The 18265-nt window shown below is 65.3% G+C and carries 15 protein-coding genes; 6 read left to right on the top strand and 9 right to left on the bottom strand.

Features of this window, described 5'->3' with window-relative positions; all coding sequences use genetic code 11:
- The first annotated feature begins 4 nt into the window (after nt 1-4).
- Nucleotides 5-412: a large-conductance mechanosensitive channel protein MscL gene (gene mscL / locus ACB032_RS01065; protein ID WP_016351692.1), complete on the top strand. Its 408-nt coding sequence runs from the start codon at nt 5-7 to the stop codon at nt 410-412.
- Between the two features lie 59 nt (nt 413-471).
- Here mscL and xerD read toward each other — a convergent pair whose 3' ends face one another.
- Nucleotides 472-1371 (bottom strand): site-specific tyrosine recombinase XerD, encoded by a 900-nt coding sequence (gene xerD / locus ACB032_RS01060; RefSeq protein ID WP_039215876.1) that lies wholly within the window; start codon nt 1369-1371, stop codon nt 472-474.
- Between the two features lie 187 nt (nt 1372-1558).
- Between xerD and fldB the strand changes: the two genes are divergently transcribed.
- The 4 genes from fldB (at nt 1559) to ACB032_RS01040 (ending at nt 5688) form a co-directional block, all read left to right on the top strand.
- Nucleotides 1559-2077 (top strand): flavodoxin FldB, encoded by a 519-nt coding sequence (gene fldB, locus ACB032_RS01055; protein ID WP_016351694.1) that lies wholly within the window; start codon nt 1559-1561, stop codon nt 2075-2077.
- A 302-nt stretch (nt 2078-2379) separates the two neighbouring features.
- Nucleotides 2380-3780, top strand: a complete 1401-nt coding sequence (locus tag ACB032_RS01050) for a TldD/PmbA family protein (protein ID WP_371137154.1) — start codon at nt 2380-2382, stop codon at nt 3778-3780.
- Nucleotides 3780-5120, top strand: coding sequence for a TldD/PmbA family protein (locus ACB032_RS01045; protein WP_171281106.1), 1341 nt, complete (start codon nt 3780-3782; stop codon nt 5118-5120). Before ACB032_RS01050 ends, ACB032_RS01045 begins: the two co-directional genes overlap by 1 nt.
- A 175-nt stretch (nt 5121-5295) precedes the next feature.
- Nucleotides 5296-5688 (top strand): VOC family protein, encoded by a 393-nt coding sequence (locus ACB032_RS01040; protein ID WP_171281107.1) that lies wholly within the window; start codon nt 5296-5298, stop codon nt 5686-5688.
- Nucleotides 5689-5763: 75 nt separating this feature from the next.
- Here ACB032_RS01040 and ACB032_RS01035 read toward each other — a convergent pair whose 3' ends face one another.
- The 5 genes from ACB032_RS01035 to ACB032_RS01015 all read right to left on the bottom strand — a co-directional run bounded on the left by ACB032_RS01035 (nt 5764) and on the right by ACB032_RS01015 (nt 11504).
- Nucleotides 5764-6690, bottom strand: coding sequence for a L,D-transpeptidase family protein (locus ACB032_RS01035; protein ID WP_011707051.1), 927 nt, complete (start codon nt 6688-6690; stop codon nt 5764-5766).
- Between the two features lie 278 nt (nt 6691-6968).
- Nucleotides 6969-8252, bottom strand: coding sequence for a nucleotide disphospho-sugar-binding domain-containing protein (locus ACB032_RS01030; protein WP_371137153.1), 1284 nt, complete (start codon nt 8250-8252; stop codon nt 6969-6971).
- On the bottom strand, nt 8252-9127 hold the full coding sequence (locus tag ACB032_RS01025) for a TauD/TfdA dioxygenase family protein (RefSeq protein WP_371137152.1): 876 nt from the start codon (nt 9125-9127) through the stop codon (nt 8252-8254). Before ACB032_RS01025 ends, ACB032_RS01030 begins: the two co-directional genes overlap by 1 nt.
- Nucleotides 9128-9137: 10 nt before the next feature.
- Nucleotides 9138-10112 (bottom strand): L-tyrosine/L-tryptophan isonitrile synthase family protein, encoded by a 975-nt coding sequence (locus ACB032_RS01020; RefSeq protein ID WP_011707054.1) that lies wholly within the window; start codon nt 10110-10112, stop codon nt 9138-9140.
- 555 nt (nt 10113-10667) lie between these two features.
- On the bottom strand, nt 10668-11504 hold the full coding sequence (locus tag ACB032_RS01015; protein ID WP_139749938.1) for a patatin family protein: 837 nt from the start codon (nt 11502-11504) through the stop codon (nt 10668-10670).
- 141 nt (nt 11505-11645) lie between these two features.
- Between ACB032_RS01015 and ACB032_RS01010 the strand changes: the two genes are divergently transcribed.
- Nucleotides 11646-13007, top strand: a complete 1362-nt coding sequence (locus ACB032_RS01010; RefSeq protein WP_162518041.1) for an endonuclease/exonuclease/phosphatase family protein — start codon at nt 11646-11648, stop codon at nt 13005-13007.
- Nucleotides 13008-13063: 56 nt separating this feature from the next.
- Here the strand turns inward: ACB032_RS01010 and ACB032_RS01005 are convergent, their stop codons facing one another.
- From ACB032_RS01005 to dsrO, 3 genes are read right to left on the bottom strand one after another with little or no spacing between them, the layout of a single operon-like run.
- Nucleotides 13064-16171 (bottom strand): tetrathionate reductase subunit A, encoded by a 3108-nt coding sequence (locus tag ACB032_RS01005; RefSeq protein ID WP_371137151.1) that lies wholly within the window; start codon nt 16169-16171, stop codon nt 13064-13066.
- A complete protein-coding gene (gene nrfD, locus ACB032_RS01000) occupies nt 16171-17277 on the bottom strand; it encodes an NrfD/PsrC family molybdoenzyme membrane anchor subunit (protein WP_371137150.1) in 1107 nt (368 codons plus the stop codon). The genes ACB032_RS01005 and nrfD overlap by 1 nt, the downstream gene beginning before the upstream one ends.
- A complete protein-coding gene (gene dsrO, locus ACB032_RS00995) occupies nt 17267-18055 on the bottom strand; it encodes a sulfate reduction electron transfer complex DsrMKJOP subunit DsrO (protein WP_371137149.1) in 789 nt (262 codons plus the stop codon). Before dsrO ends, nrfD begins: the two co-directional genes overlap by 11 nt.
- Nucleotides 18056-18265: the final 210 nt, after the last annotated feature.

Below are 18265 nucleotides of genomic sequence, written 5' to 3'. Positions count from 1 at the left end.
GAAAATGAGTCTGATTCAAGAGTTCAAGGCCTTTGCGTCCAGAGGCAACGTGATCGACATGGCGGTCGGTATCATCATTGGTGCCGCCTTCGGCAAGATAGTCTCCTCCTTCGTTGGAGACGTGATCATGCCGCCCATCGGCCTGATCCTGGGGGGCGTGGACTTCAGCGACCTCGCCGTGACCCTGAAGGCCGCCGAGGGGAGCACCCCGGCCGTGGTCATCGCCTACGGCAAGTTCATCCAGACCATCATCGACTTTCTGATCATCTCCTTCGCCATCTTCATGGGGCTGAAGGCCATCAACACCCTCAAGCGCAAGCAGGAAGAGGCCGCGGCCCCGGCTGGCCCGACCAAAGATCAGGAACTGCTGACCGAGATCCGCGATCTGCTCAAATCCCAACAGGGAAAATAAGCGCCAGCTCCTGTCGTGTATTCAAAAAAAACCGCCTTCTGGCGGTTTTTTGTTGCCGGTCAGGCGCGCGGATGGTGCTGGCCGTGCAGCGCCTTGAGCCGCTCGTTGGCCACGTGGGTGTAGATCTGGGTGGTGGAGAGATCCGCGTGGCCCAGCAGCATCTGTACCACCCGCAGATCGGCGCCGTGGTTGAGCAGATGGGTGGCGAAGGCGTGGCGCAGGGTGTGGGGGGAGAGCTCGCCCTGGATGCCGGCGCGCTGGGCATAGAGCTTGATGCGGTGCCAGAAGGTCTGACGGGTCATCATGCGTGCCTGCTTGGAGGGGAACACCACGTCCGAGCTGGTGCCGCCGAGCAGCAGGGTACGCGCCTCCCGGTAGTAGCGCTCCAGCCAGTGCACCGCCTCCTCCCCCATGGGCACCAGCCGCTCCTTGTTGCCCTTGCCGACCACCCGCACCAGCCCTTGGCGCAGGCTGACATGCTCGGCGGTCAGCCCCACCAATTCGGAGACCCGCAGCCCGGTGGCGTAGAGCAGCTCGAGCATCGCCTTGTCCCGCAGCTCCAGCGGCTCGTCCACCAGCGGTGCTTGCAGCAGCGCCTCCACCTCGGCTTCGCTGAGATCCGATGGCAACTTCTTGGGCAGTTTGGGCCCCTCCAGCAGCACGGTGGGGTCGTCGCTGCGCAGCTTCTCCCGGTTGAGATACTGGTAGAAACGGCGCAGGGCCGACAGGAAGCGGGCCGTGCTGCTGGCCGCAAACTGCTGGTCCACCCGCCAGGCGAGATAGTGCTGGATGTCGTCCAGCCCCGCCAGCAGCAGGGAGCCACCCTGTTCGTCGAGCCAGAGGGAGAACTTTTCCAGATCGGTGCGATAGGAGCTGACCGTGTTGTCGGAGAGGCCCCGCTCCAGCCAGAGGGCGTCCAGAAACGGCTCGATCAGGGGATGGGATTCAGACTTGCTCATGGTGCGCCGCGCTCAGGGGAAACATGGCCCATTGTAACGTGCCGACCCACCGCGGCCGCAAGTTGCCGTTGTCCATCGCCCGCCAGGCGGTGAAGCGCGCCGGGCAATCTGCTAGACTGACGCCCTCCCCCGGGCGCCACCCTGCGGTTGCCCGCCCCCATTGCCGACTGCGATCAAGAGAAGAGCGATGAAGATAGGTTTGTTTTACGGCTCTACCACCTGCTACACCGAGATGGCCGCCGAGAAGATCCGCGCCCTCATTGGCCCCGAGCTGGTTGATCTCCACAACATCAAGGATGTGCCCCTCACCCTCATGCAGGAGTACGACATCCTGATCCTGGGCATCTCCACCTGGGACTTTGGCGAGCTGCAGGAAGACTGGGAATCCCGCTGGGAAGACATTCAGGATGTCGAGCTGGAAGGCCGCATCATCGCCCTGTTCGGCATGGGCGATCAGCTGGGTTACGGCGAATGGTATCAGGATGCCCTCGGCCTGCTGCACGATCAGCTGGTCCCCAAGGGAGTCAAGCTGGTGGGCTACTGGCCCAACGAGGGGTACGAGTTCGATGCCTCCAAGGCGCTGATCGACGATGGTCGTCACTTCGTCGGCCTGGCGCTCGACGACGCCAACCAGTACGACCAGACGGAATCCCGCATCGAGCAGTGGGTCGACCAGATCCTGGGGGAAATTCACGAGCTGCTCTAACGCAGGGTTGCCTGACACCAGTGGCGATGGCCCCCAGCCATCGCCCTCTCCCCGCACGGCATGACGAAGAAGGCCTGGTGAAAGACCCCCTTGAACAAACGTCAGCTGCGACGCTTCCCTGACTACCGGCGGCCGGGTTTCGGGCCACCGGGCGCATAAATCGCACCGATTTTCTCAATCGGTATCATCGCATGACGCTATAGCGACTTTTTTGTGCTGGTCTGCAACAATGGAAACGGTACCCCATAACAATCACAGCCGGGTATCGGAAGCAAACGGACAGACCAGAATAAGGAAATTCTATGACCCCATTCTCCCTGTTGGCCCCCGCCATCGCCCGCGACGTGCTCGATCACGCGCTGGCGCTGGGTGCCGACTTCGCCGAGCTGTTTGTGGAGCGCAAGCGCCGCAGCCAGCTCAGCCTGCTCTCCAGCCAGATAGAAAACATCAGCGGCGGCCTCGATTTCGGCATCGGCGTGCGCCTGTGCTACGGCCACAAGGTGCTCTATGGCTACACCAACCTGGCCAGCCGCGATGAGCTCTTGCGCATCGTCAGCCTGCTGGCGGCCAAGGACCGGCGTGACCCCGTGGTCACCGCCACCGCCTTCGACTTCAGTCGCCTGAGCGATCGCAACCCGGTGGCCTTGCCGCTGTCAGCCGACAAGCTGCTGGAACAGAAGATTGCCTACCTGCACGCCATGGATGCCGCGGCCCGCGCCGAGAGCACCAAGGTGAGCCAGTTTGCCGGCAACGTGCTGGGCTGGGAGCAGGAGGTGGAGATCTTCAACAGCGAAGGGGTGCAGGTGAGCGATCGCCGCCACTACAACCGCATCATGGCCCAGACCATCGCCGCCCTTGGCAGCGAACAGAGCGTGGGTTACGAAGCCCCCGGCGCCATGATGGGCTGGGAACACGCCTCCAGTGTCGATCCCCGCGAGCTGGCCCTCACCGCCACCCGCCAGGCGCTGGTGAAACTGGGCGCAGCCCCCTGCCCGAGCGGCAAGCTGCCGGTCATCATGGAGAGCGGCTTTGGCGGCGTCATCTTCCACGAGGCGTGCGGCCACCTGCTGGAGACCACTTCGGTGGCCAAGAAGGCCTCGGTGTTCCACGACAAGATGGGCCAGCTCATCGCCAATCCGGCGGTCAGCGCGGTGGACGAGGGGCTGCAGGGCAACGCCTGGGGTTCCATCAACGTCGATGACGAGGGGATGGCGACCCAGCACACCCAGCTCATCAAGGATGGCGTGCTGACCGGCTTCCTGGTGGACCGGATGGGGGCGCTGCGCACCGGCTACGCCCGTACCGGTTCCGGGCGCCGCGAATCCTACAAGTTCGCGCCGGCCTCGCGCATGCGCAACACCTACATCGAGCCGGGCCATCACAGCCTGGACGAGATGCTGGCGACCGTGGAACACGGCATCTATGCCAAACGGATGGGGGGCGGCTCGGTGCAGCCCGGCACCGGCGAGTTCAACTTCAACGTGCAGGAGGCCTACCTCATCGAGGGGGGCAAGATCACCCGGCCGCTCAAGTCGGCCACCCTGATCGGCACCGGCCCGCAGGTATTGAAGGAGATCTCCATGGTGGGGCGCGATCTGGCCCTCTCCGCCGGCATGTGCGGCTCGGTCTCAGGCTCCATTCCCGCCTCGGTCGGCCAGCCACCGCTCAAGGTTGACAACATTCTGGTGGGGGGGAACGCCTGATGAGCCAACTCGATATGAACCAACTGCTTGCCCGCCTGCTGGACCAGGTCGCCGATCTCGGTGCCGAAGCCGACATCATCGCCAACCAGGACAAGGCCTTCTCCCTCAAGGCCGACAAGGGCGAGCTCAGCGAATACAAGGTCACCAGCAGCCAGCAGATCGGCATTCGGCTGATAAAAGAGGGCCGGGTCGGCATCGCCTATTCGGAGTCCCTCGACCAGTCGGCGCTGGCCGCCATGCTGCAGGATGCGCTGGATGCCAGCCGCTTCGCCAAGGTGGACCCGGATCAGACCATCGCCGTGCAGCAGAGCCGGCTCGCCACCGACTGCGCCGAGATCAATCAGCCCGACACCACCCCCGTGGAGGAGAAGATTGCCCTGGCCCTGCGGCTCGAGTCGGACATGCTGGCGCTGCCGGACGTGACCGGCGCCCCCTACAACAGCTTCTTCGAGGGAGAGGGCCGGCTGTGGCTCGCCAACAGCCAGGGCAGCCTCTGCCAGCATCAGGCGTTCAGCGTCGGCTGCTACAGCTCCGCCCTCATCGAGCGCGACGGCCGTCAGTCCATGTTCTCTCAGGGGCAGTATGAGCGCCGCTTCGATGCGCTGGACAGCCAGACCCTCATCCGCCAGATCCACGCCGTGGCCGACGGCCTGCTGGCGGGGGACGCGGTGCCGAGCGGCCACTACAGCGCCATCTTCGACACCAATGCCCTGGCCAGCCTGTTCGGCTGCTTCCAGGCCGCGCTGTCGGGCAAGTGGGCCCAGCAGGGGATCAACCCCTGGCGCGACAAGCTGGGCCAGTCGGTGGCCTCCCGCTGGCTCACCCTGGAGAGCCGGGCCTATATGCCGGGCGGCATGCACATCAAGGCCTTCGATGGCGAGGGTGCCCCCACCCGGGATCTGCTGCTGATCGGCGAAGGGGAGCTCAAAACCCTGCTGCACAACAGCGCCACCGCCCACCACTTTGGCCTGGCCAGCAACGGTTCGGCGGCGCGCAGCGCCCGCAGTGCACTGGATGTCAGCCCGCGCCACCTGGTGTTCGGGCTCGGCCCCCACAGCGAGGCCGAGGCGCAAGGCGGCGAGTATCTGGAGCTGGTCAAGCTGGACGGCCTGCACTCCGGCGCCGATGCGGTGAGCGGCGACTTCTCGTTCGGCGCCTCCGGCTTCCTGTGCCGGGACGGCGTGCGGGTGGCACCGGTGCGCGGCATCACGGTGGCGGGCAACTTCTATCGCCTGCTGGGTGAGCTGGAAGCGGTCGCCAACGTGCTGCACCACGACGATGGCAAGAGCTTCTATGCGCCTCTTATTCGTTTCGGCGGTCTGAGCATCGCAGGCAAGTAACTGTATATCGAGGGAAAAAACCTCCAGTTCCCCACCCGAAAGCGGCGCCATCAGGCGCCGCTTTTTTAGCTCTGGCGCCCCTCATGGGCTGCTCCTAACCTCTAGGAAGCTGCCTGCGAGCTGCCGCGAGAGGCCGTCAGCAAGGAACAGAGCCGCCGGTCGCATCGGCCGGAACATGCTGGAGATCACCAAGATGGACAATACCCTGGTCTGGGCCGACATTCCGACACGGGATCTGGATCGCGCCATGGCCTTCTACTCGGCCCTGCTCGACGTGCCGGTCACGCCGATACAGGAGGAGATCCGCTTCGCCATGCTGCGCCACGATGGCAACAACGCGGCGGCCTGTCTCGGCCCCATGGACAAGTACCACCAGCCGGGGCACACGGGCCCCCTCATCTACCTCGCCCTTGGCGAGCGTCTGCAGGAGGCTGAACAGCTGGTGCCCAAGATCGGCGGACGGGTGCTCGAGCCCCTGCACAGCATCGGCAGCGGCCATGGCTCCCGGGTCATCATCGAAGATACCGAGGGCAACTGGCTGGCCCTCTATGCGCCTCCCGCCAGCTGATGACCGGTGGCAGTGCCAGAAACAACAACGGCGACCTCATGGTCGCCGTTGTGCATTAGCCAGTCTCCCCGGTCATCAGACCTGCGGGTTGAGACGGGTCGGCATGCCGGTACGCTGTTCCAGCACCTGCTTGACCACATTGGAGTCGCTGTCCATGTGGGCGATAAAGCGGGTGGTGGCCTGGGTCATGGGCAGCGGCACGGAGGCGGTGGAGTTGAACTCCTCCTCGTTGCGTGACAGCGGCTCGTGCACTTCCATGTAGCGACCGCCATCCGGCTCGACCGTGGTCTTGACCGGCTGGTTGACGAACTGGACGCGAGTGCCGACCGGCACGTTGTCGAACAGGTACTTGATGTCGTCGGCGCGCAGACGCACGCAGCCGCTGCTCACTCGCAGACCGATGCCGAAGGTGGCGTTGGTGCCGTGAATGGCGTACAGGTTGCCGATGTAGAGCGCGTGCAGACCCATGGGGTTGTCCGGACCGGCCGGCCAGACTGCCGGCAGGGTCTTGCCCTGGGCGGCGTAGCGGCGACGGATGTTTTCAGTCGGGGTCCAGGTCGGATTGGCGCGCTTGCGCTCCACCTTGGTGATCCAGTTCTCCGGGGTGTTGACCCCCAGCTGGCCGATGCCGATGGGCAGCACCTGCACCACGTTCTTGCCTTTCGGGTAGTAGTAGAGACGCATCTCCGCCACGTTGATGACGATCCCTTCGCGGGGAGCGTTGGGCAGGATCAGCTGATGGGGGATGACCAGTTTGCTGCCCGCCTTGGGCAGGTAGGGGTCGACACCCGGGTTGGCTTCCATGATGTTGGTCAGACCCAACTGGAAGTCGGAGGCGATCTGCTCCAGCGGACGGTTGTCCGCGGGTACCACGTACTCCTGGTTCTCACCGATCAGACGGCTGTTGGCTGCAGGCAGCTGGTATTCAACGGCGGCGGCCTGCTGGCTGACCAGCGCCAGAGTACATAAAAGAGCCGAAGCGGCAGTGCGAAGGGGATTCATAAAATTCCTGTGTGGTTTCCTGTACCAAGTTGGCCGACGGCCATTTCATCCTCGGTCTGGCCCGTGACGAGTCACCTTGCGTCCGAGGTCGATTACCGAGCGCGCATTCTTTCCTGAGTCGGCCAAAAATTCAACGTCGGGATCGCTCTTTTTGCATGAAAAAGCGCATCCGGCGCCGCTGACGCCGCCTCTTGTCACCCTGGCCACCCTAGCAGCCACAAACTGAGCGCAAGCTGAACAACAGGGAGGCCATCGAGCCTCCCTGTTTCATCACGGGATCACCCTTGCCCGCCGAGCAGGGCCGCTACCGTCCCGGCGATGGCGGCGCGGGCATCGAGCGCAGCCATCTCGTCGGCCAGCAGCCGGGCCCTGGCCCGATAGCGCGGCTCGTGCACTAGCTTGCACACCGCCGCCGCCACCGCGTCCGCCGTCGGCTCGTTGCTGTGCAGATTGATGCCGGCGCCGCTCCACGCCACCCGGGTGGCCACCTCCGCCTTGTCCTCCCCAGTGCCCGCCACCACCAGCGGCACCCCGTGGGCCAGCGCGGCCTGTACCGAGCCATAACCGCCATTGGTCACCAGCACGGCGGCGCGGGGCAGCGCCAGCTCGAACGGCACGTGTTCGGTGACGATGGCATTGGCCGGGACGGCGGCGCCGAGCCGCGCCGGATCCCGCCCGCCGGTGGTCAGCAGCAGTTGCAGCTCGTCGCCAGCCAGTCCCTGCATGGCCGGGATCAGCAGTTGCCCCAGATCCACGTTGGCCAGGGTGCCCTGGCTGACGATGACCAGCGGCCGCTCATCGAGCAGCTCCCACCAGGGCGGCGGCGTCAGCTCAATCCGGGGTGGCAGCAGCGGACCGACATAACGGATCACCCCCTCCAGCTCCGGCCGCTCGTATTCAAAGCCGGCGCAGGAGAGCTGCAAAAAAGCATCGGGGGCCGTCACCATCACGTCGGTGAAGGGGGCCGTCAGCGGCGGCGCCCCCGCCTCGGCCAGCGCGGCATCGAAGCTCTGCTGTACCTCCCTTTGCAGTTGCCGGGTCGGCTCATCAAGCCAGGGCAGCTCGCCAAGGGAGCGGCGCAGCTCGGGAGGAATGCGCGGGCCGTAGAAGATGGCATCCGGGCTCGAGAAGGAGACCGGGTTCACCCCCAGCATCAGGATGGGAAGACGACGACCGCGCCCCTGCTGCAACAGCGGCAGCACGCCGTAGAAGCCATTCTCCACCAGCAGCAGATCCACCCCCTCTGCCGCGATCAGCGCCTGCAGGTGGCGGTCGTGCTGCGCCATGGGGGCGGCGAAGAAGCGCTTGAGCGCCAGCGCCATCTGGGCGGTACCGCTCAGGCTGGCCCGCTCGGGAAAATGCCGCTCCAGCGCCCGGTAGTCAAAGTCCACCTCGGGAGCGAAGGGCACGAATTCGGCGCCGGCTGCGCAGATGCGCTGCTCGAACAGGGCGCCACACAGCATCAGCACTCGATGCCCCTCCTCCACCAGCAGGCGGGCCGCCGCCAGCATGGGATTGACGTGGCCCGGGGTGGCGGTGGCCGCCAGCAAAATGGTCGCCATCACGCCGCCCCTTGCGGCGCCAGCGCCGGGTTGAGACAGACCGGGCTGGCCTGGATGTGGACCCGCTGGATGTGGCGGGCCGAGCGGGCGGTGAACCCCTCGCGGCCGTGCAGCAGGCCGAGGTTGTCGGCGATCACCACGTCCCCTTCTTGCCACTGGTGGGCATAGAAGTAGCGCGGGTCGTAGAGCCGCTGGTGCAGATCCTGCAGGAAGGCGGCCTGCTCGGCCGGTGCCACCCCTTCAATCTCGAGGGCATGCTGATTGAGAAAACGTACCCCCTCACGCGGCGGCTCGTTGTAGCGCAGCACCGTCTCGCCGCTCACCGGGTGGGGCACCAGCAGCGGCGAGCGCACCTGGCCGCCGTAGTGCACCACCTGCTTGATGCGATAAGTGATGTGCACCAGCTCCCAGCGGGCCAGCCGCTCGCCGTCGAGCTCGGTGAGCAGCTGGCGGGTATTGATGAAGGTGGTGCGCCCCCCTTCGTCCGCCGCCGGGGCGTGCACGCAGTGAAACAGCTGGAACTCGGGCAGGGTCGGCTTGTACATGCCGTCCCAGTGCAGCGGCACATAGCTGGAGTCGAAGATGTGATCGGTGGCGTTCTCGTGCTCTTTCACATCCAGCACGGCGCCGAACGGCCACATCATGATCTCGCCCCACTCCTCGCCGTAGCGGGTCAGCCGCTCGGGATCGGTGAAGCCGGACTCGAACCCGCGCAGGATCAGCACGCCGTGGCGGCGGGCCAGTTCGCGCAGCGCCTCGATAGCCAGGCTCTGCACCGGCTGGGCGTTGCGGGCCGGTTCAATCAGCAGGCCGAACGGAGCCTGTGGCAGGATGCGGCAGCGCTCGCCGCCGAGGGTAACGATGGATGCAGTCATGGGAAACTCCTCAGGCGGCGGCCTGCTTGCCGTTGATCAGGTAGTGGCTCGGACGGCCGTGGATATGGACCAGCTCATGCTCCATCGCCAGCACGTCGCGCCGCTTCATCAGCACGAACTGGCCATCCAGGTTGGCCGCCACCCCGTGCCAGGGGGTGAGCCAGTCATCCCGGGTCGGCAGCATGTGGATGCCCATCTTCAGGCTGTGGCTCGCCTGGGGGTGGATGGAGAGACGGATCGCCTCGGGGAAGCGCTCCGCCAGCAGGTTGCCCCAGGCGCGGCTGCGCTGGATCACCGCATGGGTGCGCGCCTTGGCATCCCGCTGCAGCGCCGTGTTGGAGAGCGGGGTGTCCGGCAGTTGGCTGTCTTCATAGAGGAAGCGGGTCATGGCGCGATAGAGGCGAATGCCCTCCTCGGTGCTTCTTACCTCTTCCGTTATCTGTGCCAGCGGCTCGGCATAGCGCTCCACCAGCTGTTCGCGCAGAGTGTCGAAGTCGCGGCTGGCGCAAAACTCGGCCATGCCCGCCACCATCCCTAGGTGGAAGACCCCGAGGTGGGTCGCCCCCAGCTCCAGGATCAGCTGCTCGATGTGGGCTTGATAGGCGTCGATGGCCGGGTCCGCCACCCGGATGAGGTCACCGAACACGTGGCCGTCCGAGCAGATGAGGATCCGCATGCCGGGCGCGTAGTGCAGCTGGATACGCTGGCAGAGGTGGTTAAGAAAGCTGAGGGAGAGCCGCTCCGCCATGTCCGGCAGGGTACCCAGCACCTTGTTCGGATTGGGCGACTTGGTGGGGAAGGCGGGCAGCACGCAGGTGATGGTCTCGCCCCGCTCGATGAAGGCCTGCAGACGGGGGATCTGGATGGCGGCCACCTCTGCTTCCTCCTGCTGCCGATCCAGAATGGGATCGGGGAAGCGGCGGCGATAAGGCAACAGCTCGGCAAATATATTTTGGGCAATATGATGGGAAGATAAACCACTCATTATTCCGGCTCCTTTGGCAGGATTAAAATCAATAAAGATGACTCTTTATCAATGCGTCCAGTCTCTGTTGTTATTATTTTTGTATCCGTTTGCTACCCAAACGAATCGAGAGGGGACAGTAGCCGAGATGAAGTCAGGCTATCAATTCGCCATTGATGTAAACAGATTCAACCCGCAGCGAATAATCTATTTCGCATAAGTTAAGTTGAACTATACATATGAATAAAAACAGATTTTATTTAAATTGATGCGTATCAAATATCACCAATCAGAAAAGTTCCCCAACCGCTTTATTATTCGGTCACAATTTGACTCGTGGATTATTTAGCACAACTTAATAGTGATATTTTTTCATGGCGGCAATCCTGACCATTTCGCTGTAAATATCGCAAATAATTATCCAGCTACATATTAAGCAGACCAACCGAGTGCAGCCACCGCCGCGCAAAAGGGGAATGAGCGGGCGAAATGACGCGTCGCAGATCTGCTGCACCATCGCCATGCGCTTTCATGGTGGCGACCCCGATCGGGGCCGCAACGGTGTGCAAAGAGCGCCTAAGCGCTCCCTAGATAGTCGAGGGCCGCCTGCCAGCCCATCTGGTAACCCTGCTCCAGCCGCCCCCGGTCGGTGGTCATTCGGCCGACCCGAAAACCCGCCGGCGGCACTATGACCCGGATGCGGCAATCGGCCGGCGGCTGGCGGATGAAGTCGATGGCATCGTTGTAGCTTTGATGACGCGACAGGCTGGCGCGAGCCAGGGCCGGCGTCTTGCGCAGCAGGTAACGATGCAGGGCGGGCAGGCGCGGCGCCCGCTTGCGATAGCCCAGCGGGCGGGAGAGCACCACTGTGATGTCGCGCGCCCCCTGCTCATAGGCGTGGCGCACCGGAATGGAGTCGGCCACCCCGCCATCCGTCATGGCCTCCCCGTCGATGCGCACGAAGTCCCGGTAGACCAGCGGCACCGAGCAGGAGGCCTTGATCTGCTGCTCCAGCTCGGCGGCGTTGGCCTTGAGGTAGGCGGCCTGGCCGTCCGCTACCCGGGTGGTCACCACGGTCAGCGGCACCGGGTTGGCGGCAAAGCGCGCCAGATCGAGCCGGCACTCGCGGATGGTGATCGCCCACAGCCAGTCGAGATCGAGCCAGTGGCCACCGCGCAAGAACTTGGCCAGGTTGATGAACTCGGGACGGCAGGAGTAGTCGGTGATGACGTTGTGGTTGCGCCCCTGCTGACCGGCCAGAAAGGCCGCCAGATTGACCGCCCCGGCCGATACCCCGATGCAGTGATCAAACGCCGTGCGGCCCTTGGCCAGAAACGCATCCAGCACCCCGGCGGCGAAAATGCCGCGCATGGCGCCCCCCTCGACCACCAGGGCCGTCTGTCGCCGACTCATCTCGCCTCCCCGCTTTTGCTCTGTGAATGGTCTCACACTTTGGCCCATTCAGAGCCCGGCTGCCGGCCGGGATCCCTATAATGGGCACGCCTTCGCTCCCCATGAGCAAGGTATAACTTATTGATGCTACGGAATATTACAATGAAAAATATCAGCAAATCCCTACTGGCCGCTGCCATTTCCCTCGGATTGATGGCAGGCTGTAACAGCCAAAATGACTCCGAGACCCCGACCCCCATGGTTCGCTTCGCTACCTTCAACCTCTCCTTCGATCGCACCGCCGCCGGCATGCTCGCCGGTGAACTGGCCCTGAGCCGCACCGAGCAGGATGCCCTGCTGGCCCGCCTCGCCGATGGCACCTTGAGCGGCGCCGAGAAGACCAAGGCCCTCGACGTGCAGCAGATCCGCAACATCGCCGAAATCATCCAGCGCACCCGGCCGGATGTGTTCCTGCTCAACGAATTCGACAATGACGGCAAGGGCGCCGACACTACGGACCTCAAAGCCTTCAACGACAACTACCTGGCCCATGCCCAGCACGACGAGGTGAAGGCCATCAGCTACCCGGTGCTGCAGAACTTTGCCACCAACACCGGTCTGATGAGCGGCCATGACCTCAACCTGGACGGCAAGGTCAACAACGGGCCGGATGACGCCTGGGGCTTTGGCAACTACCACGGCCAGTACGCCTTCGCCGTGATGTCCCAGTACCCCATCGATACCAAGCAGATCCGCACCTTCCAGAAATTCAAGTGGAAGGACATGCCGGGCGAAGTGAACCCGGTCATCGACGACTGCAACAATGCCAAGGCGCCGATCCCGGCCGGCCGCCAGTGCGGCGATGCCTGGTATGACGACGCCGCCTGGCAGGCCTTCCCACTCTCGTCCAAGAACCACGCCGACGTGCCAGTGCGCATCAAGCGCGGCAACAAGGAGGAGGTGATCCACTTCCTCATCTCCCACCCGACTCCGCCCATCTTCGGCAACGCGGCGCGCCACAACGTCAAGCACAACCGGGCCGAAGTCGCCTTCTGGCAGGATTACGTGGAGACCGCCAGCTACATGGTGGATGACGCCGGCAAGGCGGGTGGCTTGGCCGAGGGTGCCAAGTTCGTCATCGCCGGCGATCTCAACGCCGATCCCCAGATTGGCGATGGCGACCTGACCGCCATTCAGGATCTGCACAACCATGTGCTGGTCAACCAGGCCGTCACCAACGGCGCCCTGATCCCGGTCAGCCAGGGCGGCCCCGAGTGCCTCGCCAGCCAGCCGGATCAGTGCAAGCGCAACAGCAACCGCCCCACCCCGGAGCGCATCACCAGCAGCAGCGGCCTGCAGCTCGACCACGTGCTGCCCTCCGCCAACCTGAACGCGGTCGCCTCCGGCGTGTTCTGGCCGGCCAGCTTCGAACCTGGCTACCACCTGGTGTATGACGCCAAGCTCGGCATCGCCAAGGGCGTCAGTTCGGATCACCGCCTGGTGTGGGTCGACTTCAAACTGTGACAGTGACGCAGAGAAGCTAAGCAACGGGGCCCGCAGGCCCCGTTTTCATTGGATCGTCATACCAGCTTCTCCACCCGGGCCGGCAGCCCCTGACGGGCCGACGAGCCGATGGCCCAGTCCACCAGGGGGTAGCGGCCATGGCGGCTGGGATCCAATACCGCCAGATCGTTGAGGTTGACCCCGGCTCCGCGCAGCGGGTTGGCAACCACTTTCTGGCCGTCTATCCAGTGCTCCCGCGCCCCCAGCTCCTTGTGGCCGAAGCCGTGCTCGATGGCGATGGCATCCGCCTGTACCCCGGCCACGCACTCGGCCACCCCGATCACGCTGCCATCCGGGGTGCTGACCCGCACCCTGTCCCCACTTTCTATTCCCAGCTGCGCCGCCGTCTGCGCATTGAGCCGCACCCGGTTGCTGGGGTTCACCTGGCGCAGGCGATCCGAGCCGATGCTCATGGAGCTCATGGTGTGGGACTTGTAGCTGGTAAGCAGCAGCGGCCACTGGGCCGGCTTGAACGCCTCATTGAGCGGCGTGCCGTCCGCCAGCTGGGGGCGGAAGAAGCTCGGGGTGCCGCTCAGGAACTGGCCGCTCTGGCTGTGGCGGCGGCTGCCCACCTCGGGGTTCCATACCATCAGCGGCTTGGGCCAGCGCTTGCTCGGCTGACCCGCGTCGTCGCGCCCCTTGGCCGCCGGCTCGAAGCGCCCGCCACGGGCGAAGAGGTAGGCGGCGCGGCCCGCCTCCTCCGCGCTCAGGGTGGCATTCAACACCGGCAGGATCCGTTCCATCCCGGACCAGGCGAGATCCTCAGGCTCTATGGCAGGCACCGGCTCGCCGAGATAGGCGACGTTGGCCGCCCCGTAGAGGGAGAAGTCCGCCGCCCGGTTCAAGCCGTGCAGCTTGCCGTCCGCCCCTTTGAGCGCCCCCTCGCCAAAGCCCGGCAGCCCCAGCCGTTTGGCCACCGCGATAAAAAAGGACTCCATGCAGACCGGATCCCCCTCGGCAGTCTTGGCGACTCTAGGCTCCACGATAGGCCAGCGGCCGGTGGAGACCTTGGTCATCACCCCGTGCCAGGCGGTGGCCCAGCCCCAGGACTCGTAGGTCAGGGTATCCGGCACTATGTAGTCCGACAGCGCCGACGACTCGTTGATGAAGCTGTCGATGCTGACCACAAGGGGCAGCACGGCGGGGTCCTTGAGCTCTTCGCCTATGGCCTTGCTGAGCCCGGCCTGACCGTAGAGGGGGTTGCCCATGTGGTTGATCCAGGCCTTGAGCCGGTAGGGGTAACCATTCACCGCCGCAGTCAGGTGTTCGCCGAGCAGTGGGCCGGAGATGGGGAACCAGGGCTCTTGCGCCGGATAGGGGTTCTGGCCCGCCTCGCGCTTGCGCCGATACTCAGAGGTCTTCTCGTAGGGGAACTTGGAGCGCGACAGGAAGACCCCGGCGGGCTTGACCATGCCGGGGAAGCTCGCCAGATCGTAGCGCGGCCCCGCCCCGAAGGGATCGAACTTGCCGCCGCTCGCCACGGCGCCGCCCCTTGCGTTCAAGTTCCCTACCATGACGTTGAGCATCATGATGGCCCAGGCTGAGTAGAAGCCGTTGGCGCTCATGGTGCCGCCGTGGGAGACCACCGCCGCGCGGGTACCGTAGCTGGTGAATTCCCGCGCCAGCGCCTCGATATCGCTCACTGGCACGGCACACTCGGCGCTGTATTGCTCGAGAGAGTGCTCGCGGCACGCCTCGGCCAGCAGCTGGAAGCTGCTCTTCACCATCAGCGCCCCCTTAGGGCCCTGAAGGGGTCGATCCACCCAGAGGTTGGCCCGCTCACACTGGTCGGCGGGTCTCGGCTCGCCGCTGCTCGCCTCCTCTACCAGCATGGCGTCCCCCTCCCCATAGGCTTCCCCCTCAAAGGGCAAGCCAAGATCGCTGGCCCGCAGCATCTGACCGAAGCGCGGGTGGGACTCGTCGCAGAGCACCAGGTGGCTGGCGTTGCAAAAACCGCGATAGCCGGCTCGCTCGGCAGCAGCGGCATTGGGTGCCGTCAGGAAAGACTCGGCGTAGCGTTGGTTGTCGATGATCCAGCGCAGCATGGCCATGGCCAGCGCCGAGTCGGTGGCAGGGCGGATGGGCAACCAGCGGTTGGCGGGGGCGGACGGCATGTTCACCGTGTTGGGCAGGCTGGGGGCCACCACCACGTAGGAGAACGGCTTGCCCGGTCGCGCCCGGTTTGCCGCCAGCTGACGGGACTGGCGCTTGAAGGGGTTGCCCGATTGCTGGGGCGAAGTGCCCATGAACAGCAGGAAGTCGCTCTCGTCCCAGTCCGGCTTGAGGTGGGCGTTCTTCTCCAGATCGTCCAGCAGGGCGCCGGCCCCGACCCGGAACGACAGGCCGCAATAAGCGCCGTGGTTGGCGAAGTTGCGGGTACCGAAGCTGTTGAAGGTGAAGCGCTTGATGAAGTGATCCCGCCCCTCGTCCGAGGCGTTGCTCACCAGCAGCTGGTTGGCCCTGGGGCCGTATTCCGGGTTGGCCGGGTCGAGCGGCTCGGCGAGGTTGCGAATGGCCCGCAGCCCCTCAACCTGGCCCTCGCCAAATAGATCGCCCCCCTCCACCACCTCGGCCACCAGCTGCTCAAAGGGGATGCTCTGCCAGCGGCCACTGCCACGGGGCCCCACCCGCTTGAGACAACGGGTGACTCGCTGCGGGCTGTCGAGCTGCTCCAGCATGGCGTTGCCCCGGGCGCAGGCGGTGGAGCGCCCGTCCAGCCCCCCCTCCTGGTAGCCGCTGGTAGCGAGCAGCGCCTGCTTGACCGGGGTCTTGAAGTCGATGTGATGGCGGGCGGAGAGGGGGTGATAGGGGTTGCCCAGGATCCGCACTATCTGGTCGCGCTCGTTGTCGATGCGAGCCCGCACTCCGCACAGGGTCCAGCAGCCGAGGCACATGGTGTTGGCAACCCGCTGGGCCGGGTTGGGGTGCAGCTCCCCCCGCTCGTCGACCCGGTACTCCACGGCCAGCGAGTTGCCATGGATGGGATCCCGGGTCGGCTTGCCCGAGCTGCCGGTGGCAAGACCAGTCGCCACCTGCTTGAGGGTGTCGCTGTAACCGGCGACGAACAGCCCGGTACCGCCGGCGATGGCGGCGCCCTTGAGAAACTTGCGCTTGCTGTGATCCATCAGAGTGCCTCGCGTGCAAAAGTTGTGGATGCCTTGATGGCGGGGGAAACAGAGGGGCACACCAGCTCCGAGAGGGCCACCAGCAGGGCCAGCAGCAGACCGAAGGTGCCGAGAATGCCGAGCACACCGGCCGGGCCCCAGGCGATTTCATAGAGGTAGACGCCGGCCCCGTACTTGGGGGCGAGCTGCCCCTGGATCAGCACCAGCCAGCGCAGGCCCCACACCAGGTGCAGCCCCAGCAGCGCCAGCCCCCAGAGTGACAGGCGAGCAGAGATCCTGGGCCGGAGCAGCATCAGCAGGCTGGCCAACACCAGGGTCAGCAACAGCCAGTGGGCCGCCAGCCGCCAGCTCGGGTCGAGCCGATAGAGGGCCGCGGCCTCTGCCGCCGAGGCGCCGCCAAACAGGGCCCAGCCCAGCAGGGAGAGCGCCAGCAGGCCTAACGTCCAGCCGCTCTGGCGCAGCAGGGTCGACTCGGTCTGGGCACGCCAGCCCGCCAGCAAGCGGTTGAGCAGCAGCAGGGCACTCTGGGCCCCCAGCACGGCGCTCAGGGTCAGCAGCCAGGGCAACCAGGGGGTATGCCAGAGCGGGCGCGCCGCCACCGCCATGGTCTCGAGCCCGGTGTAGAGGGCGATGCTGAGCCCGCTCAGGGCGGCCAGCAAAGAGAGGGGCCGCTGCCAGACGTGCCCCGACCAGCTTCCCAGGCAGAGCAGCCGGGCAAGGTGGGCTATCTTGTCCACTTCTGCGCCGCGCCGCGCCAGGGCGGGCCTTAGCAGCAGCCAGCCGAGCAGCATGGAGAGCAGGCTGAACAGCGGCAGCAGATAGGCGCCATACCACATGACGGAGCCAAAGCGCGTCTGGGCGTAGAAGTGCCAGGCCCGGGCCGGCTGGTGCAGATCCGCGGTCAGGGCGATGGGGGCCACCAGGCCGGCCGCCACCATCAGCACCGCCGCCAGGGTCTGCAGCCGCGGATCCGGCGCCTTGCGCCACAGCTCAAACGCGCCGAGCCAGAGGGCCCCGCAGGCGAGGCCGATGAGGAAGAAATATTGCACCGCCCAGGGCAGCCAGGTGATGGGCTGAGCCGGGGCCAGCAGTTCGTTAATGACCATGGGCTATCTCCTTGCCATCGTCGGTGAGCAGGGTGCGCAGGGCCGGATTGCCGTCGACCTTGCTGACGAAGGCCTCGTCCATGCCGAGATAAAAGACCCGCGGCTGGGTATGGGCCTCCGGCTTGAGCACCTTGAGCGCCGGCTCGTGTTGGCGCAGCAAGCGGCTTATCCGGCTCTTGGGATCGTTCAAATCGCCTATGATGCGCGCCTCGCCGACACAGCTCTCGACGCAGGCGGGCAAGAGCCCCGCCTCCAGCCGATGGGCGCAGAAGGTGCACTTGTCGGCGGTGTTGGTCTCGTGGTTGATGAAGCGGGCATCGTAAGGGCAGGCCTGCACGCAGTAACCGCAGCCGACGCACCAGTCGTTGTTGACCACGACGATGCCGTCATCGCGCTGGAAGGTGGCGCCGGTGGGGCAGACATCGAGGCAGGCGGGCTCGGCGCAGTGGTTGCACAGCCTCGGCAACATCAAGAGGGAGGCGGGAGCCGCGAGGGCGGCCACGTCGCTCACCTCGTACTGGCTCACCGTGGTGCGAAACTGGCCGAGGGGAGGCTGGTTTTCGATGGTGCAGGCCACGGTGCAGGCCTGGCAGCCGACGCAGCGGCGCAGGTCGATCAGCATGCCGTAACGCTTGCGCCCGTCCCCCCGGCTGATGGCCGCCCGCCCGTTGCGGGGAGCGGGAACAGACTGCGCCTGAACCTGGCTGACGGGGATCAGGGCCGCCCCTGCGGTGAGGGCGGCGATCCCGGATAACAATCGGCGCTTGCTGAGCTCCATGGCGTCTTTCCTTCTGCTGAGCTGGCTTGAAAGGGGTTGGGCCGATTGTCCTCAACGCAGGAAGTCGCCTCTATTGTGGTTTTCCACATACCGGGAGCCGGGTTGATCCAGCGCAATAAAAAATGCCCCAGCCCTGCTGAACTGTGACCGGGGCGGCGTTTGCCCCCCCTCCCGGCCCCGTTAGCGTGCAAGCGCAAGCCCCGGTGATAG

Source organism: Aeromonas sp. S5(2024), assembly GCF_041403025.1.
GTDB classification, from domain to species: domain Bacteria; phylum Pseudomonadota; class Gammaproteobacteria; order Enterobacterales; family Aeromonadaceae; genus Aeromonas; species Aeromonas hydrophila.
The sequence above is the reverse complement of the archived record's forward strand: the minus strand, read 5'-3'. Positions and strand labels throughout refer to the sequence as shown.

Coding starts and splice junctions, on each gene's coding strand:
- mscL (WP_016351692.1), top strand. CDS start 5: ATGAGTCTGATTCAAGAGTTCAAGGCCTTTGCGTCCAGAGGCAACGTG.
- xerD (WP_039215876.1), bottom strand. CDS start 1,371: ATGAGCAAGTCTGAATCCCATCCCCTGATCGAGCCGTTTCTGGACGCC.
- fldB (WP_016351694.1), top strand. CDS start 1,559: ATGAAGATAGGTTTGTTTTACGGCTCTACCACCTGCTACACCGAGATG.
- ACB032_RS01050 (WP_371137154.1), top strand. CDS start 2,380: ATGACCCCATTCTCCCTGTTGGCCCCCGCCATCGCCCGCGACGTGCTC.
- ACB032_RS01045 (WP_171281106.1), top strand. CDS start 3,780: ATGAGCCAACTCGATATGAACCAACTGCTTGCCCGCCTGCTGGACCAG.
- ACB032_RS01040 (WP_171281107.1), top strand. CDS start 5,296: ATGCTGGAGATCACCAAGATGGACAATACCCTGGTCTGGGCCGACATT.
- ACB032_RS01035 (WP_011707051.1), bottom strand. CDS start 6,690: ATGAATCCCCTTCGCACTGCCGCTTCGGCTCTTTTATGTACTCTGGCG.
- ACB032_RS01030 (WP_371137153.1), bottom strand. CDS start 8,252: ATGGCGACCATTTTGCTGGCGGCCACCGCCACCCCGGGCCACGTCAAT.
- ACB032_RS01025 (WP_371137152.1), bottom strand. CDS start 9,127: ATGACTGCATCCATCGTTACCCTCGGCGGCGAGCGCTGCCGCATCCTG.
- ACB032_RS01020 (WP_011707054.1), bottom strand. CDS start 10,112: ATGAGTGGTTTATCTTCCCATCATATTGCCCAAAATATATTTGCCGAG.
- ACB032_RS01015 (WP_139749938.1), bottom strand. CDS start 11,504: ATGAGTCGGCGACAGACGGCCCTGGTGGTCGAGGGGGGCGCCATGCGC.
- ACB032_RS01010 (WP_162518041.1), top strand. CDS start 11,646: ATGAAAAATATCAGCAAATCCCTACTGGCCGCTGCCATTTCCCTCGGA.
- ACB032_RS01005 (WP_371137151.1), bottom strand. CDS start 16,171: ATGGATCACAGCAAGCGCAAGTTTCTCAAGGGCGCCGCCATCGCCGGC.
- nrfD (WP_371137150.1), bottom strand. CDS start 17,277: ATGGTCATTAACGAACTGCTGGCCCCGGCTCAGCCCATCACCTGGCTG.
- dsrO (WP_371137149.1), bottom strand. CDS start 18,055: ATGGAGCTCAGCAAGCGCCGATTGTTATCCGGGATCGCCGCCCTCACC.